Origin of the sequence: Actinomadura meyerae (assembly GCF_900188445.1) — a bacterium.
GTDB lineage: Bacteria > Actinomycetota > Actinomycetes > Streptosporangiales > Streptosporangiaceae > Spirillospora > Spirillospora meyerae.
This window is the reverse complement of sequence record NZ_FZOR01000105.1, coordinates 1-2,263: the sequence shown is the minus strand read 5'-3', so window position 1 is coordinate 2,263 and position 2,263 is coordinate 1. Positions and strand designations below refer to the sequence as shown.

Genomic DNA, 2,263 nt, shown 5'->3' with positions numbered 1-2,263 from the left:
CGGCAGGCGGCCACCACATCGGCGTTGTAGAACTGCGAATCGGCGCGCAGCACGCGCAGGCCGGTGGCGCCTGCCTGCGGTGCGGTGGCCAAGGCTTCGGCGACGAACCGCTGCGCGCCGCGGGCGTCGGCGGCCTTGCCCCGCCGCAGCCGCACCCCGGCGATGACCGGGCGGGCGATCGGGGTGCAGATCGTGGCCAGCAGCGGATGCAGGGTCCGGACCCCTTTGAACCGCCCGATCTGCGCGCCCTGCTTGGCGCGGCCGAACACCCGCTTGTGGGTGGAGTCGATGTCGATGAAGGCGACCTGGTCGGCGCCGGGCAGCAGCGGCGCCCGCCGGGTCAGTTCGCCCAGCAGCCGGCGGTGCACCGCGTGCAGTTGCAGGGCGTGGCCGTGGGTGAACGACCGCAGGAACGTGCCCAGCGTGGAAGGTGCCCGGACCCCGTCGAACGCGGTCGGCATCGCCCCGTGCCGCAACCGGTCGGTGTCATCGATGCTGTCGGCTCCGGCGCACATCGCCGCCACCAGCGACATCACCTTCGCGGCCGGGGCGGCGCCGGCGCTGTTGCGCGCACCGCCGATGCGCAGCACCTCGGCCGCCAGCTCGGGCAGCCCCGCCCGCTCGGCCAGCCGCACCACCGGCACCAGCCCGGCATCGGCGATCAAGTTCGGCTCGTCGAACGCGGCAGCCACCGCCGATGAGACATGAGAGGATTGCACTTACGGGATGCCTCGTTGCTTCTGCGCTGCTGGACCTTAGACAAGCCCATCATCGCAGGCCACGGGGCATCCCTTTTGTCGTTTCCGCAACCTGAACAGCAATCACCCGGTGGATCGAGGCTTAGGTGGAGTCGAGCATGCAGCCATGGAGTAGGGCGACATGGCAGGTCACCGGGTGGGCAGCCGGGCCCGGGCCCGCGCCGCCGGGGGCGGGCGGGCTCGGGCGTTGGTCTGTTGTTCATGCGGCTTCGGCCCAGGTGGGTGGTGGGTGTCTTCGCTGGTGGAGGGGGGCGGTGTCGGGTGGGTGGAGGCGGTAGGTGTAGCGGCCGTCGGGTGTTTTGGTGATGTGGAGTCGGTCGGGGTGGGTGTGTTTGTAGCGGTTGTGCCATCCGCAGCACAGGGCGAGTTTGTCGATGTCGGTGGGGTTGTTGCCGAGGGCCCAGCCGTGGACGTGGTCGACTTCGCACAGCGTCCCGGGCACTTCGCATCCCTGCACCGCGCACGTCGAGTACAGGGCCTCGAGCACTTGTCGTTGCGGCGCGGTGGCGAACCTGACCCGGTGCCCCAGGTACAGCGGGGTGTTCCCGGCGCCGAGCAGCAGCGGTGACACTCCGGCGCTGAGGGCGATGCGGCGGGCTTGGGCTGCGGGGATGGGGGTGCCGTCGGTGAGTCTGGCGGGGGTGGTGCCGCCGGTGAGGGTGTCCAGGTCGCAGATGACGGTGACCTTGGTGGCCGTGTGCCCACCCGACAGCACACCGGTAAGTGCGGCCGCGGTTCGCTCGGACAGGTCACGGTGGTCGTCGGTCCCGGCGGGCTTGGCCAGCGGTGCGAGGGTGCCGTCCCAGATCGCGGCGTCCTCGGCGTTGAGCCAGCCCTTGATGTAGCGGCCACCGTCGAGAGAGCGGGTCGAGTCGATCCAGGACCGCTCGTATCCCCGCTGCACGTCCTGCGGGGCCTGTTCGCGTCCGTCGCGTTCGGCGATGACGTCGCGGATCCGCTTACCGAAGCTGGCGACCTTTCCCGCGGAGAAGCCTTTGTCGACCATGTCCAGCAGGATGTCCTCAGCGGCCGGGCAGTCGTCATCGTCCAGGCGGGCGGTGGCTTCGGCGATGGTCGCGGCGTACCCGGTCGACAGTTCACCGGTGGTCCACCGCTCGGTGACCTCCGTCAGGCGGTGGCGCTGCCGGGCCAGGGTGAGTCGCTCTTTGGCGCGGGATTCGCGCATGCCCATGCGGGACCGCAGCCAGGAGCGGGTGGAGGGGAAACCCCACCGCTGCACCTCTCGGGCCCTGTCCACCACGCCGACGAGCCCGGCCAGTGCGGCCTCTTGTAGATCGTTGGCGGCGGCGAGTTCTTCGGCGAGTTCCAGGCAGGCGGTTGGGGAGTCGGGGGCGGTGCGGGAGGCGAGTGCTGCGGCGATCACTGATACCGCGTTCACAAATTCCATGGTGCAATGCCGTTAAATTAGCCTGACCGTCAGGGTGTTATCCACATATCCACAGGCGTCGCAGGTCCATGTGGAGTTCGTGAAAGCGATTGAAGCC

The 2,263-nt window shown here is 69.6% G+C and carries 2 protein-coding genes; both read right to left on the bottom strand.

Annotation, left to right across the window (positions count from 1 at the left end):
* Positions 1–692, bottom strand: a 692-nt coding sequence (locus CHF16_RS39080; RefSeq protein WP_179271803.1) for a transposase, incomplete at its 3' end; no start/stop codon positions are given.
* Positions 693–957: 265 nt separating this feature from the next.
* Positions 958–2,157 carry an HNH endonuclease signature motif containing protein gene (locus CHF16_RS39075; RefSeq protein ID WP_179271937.1) on the bottom strand — a complete coding sequence of 400 codons (1,200 nt, stop codon included), beginning with the start codon at positions 2,155–2,157 and terminating at the stop codon, positions 958–960.
* Positions 2,158–2,263: the final 106 nt, after the last annotated feature.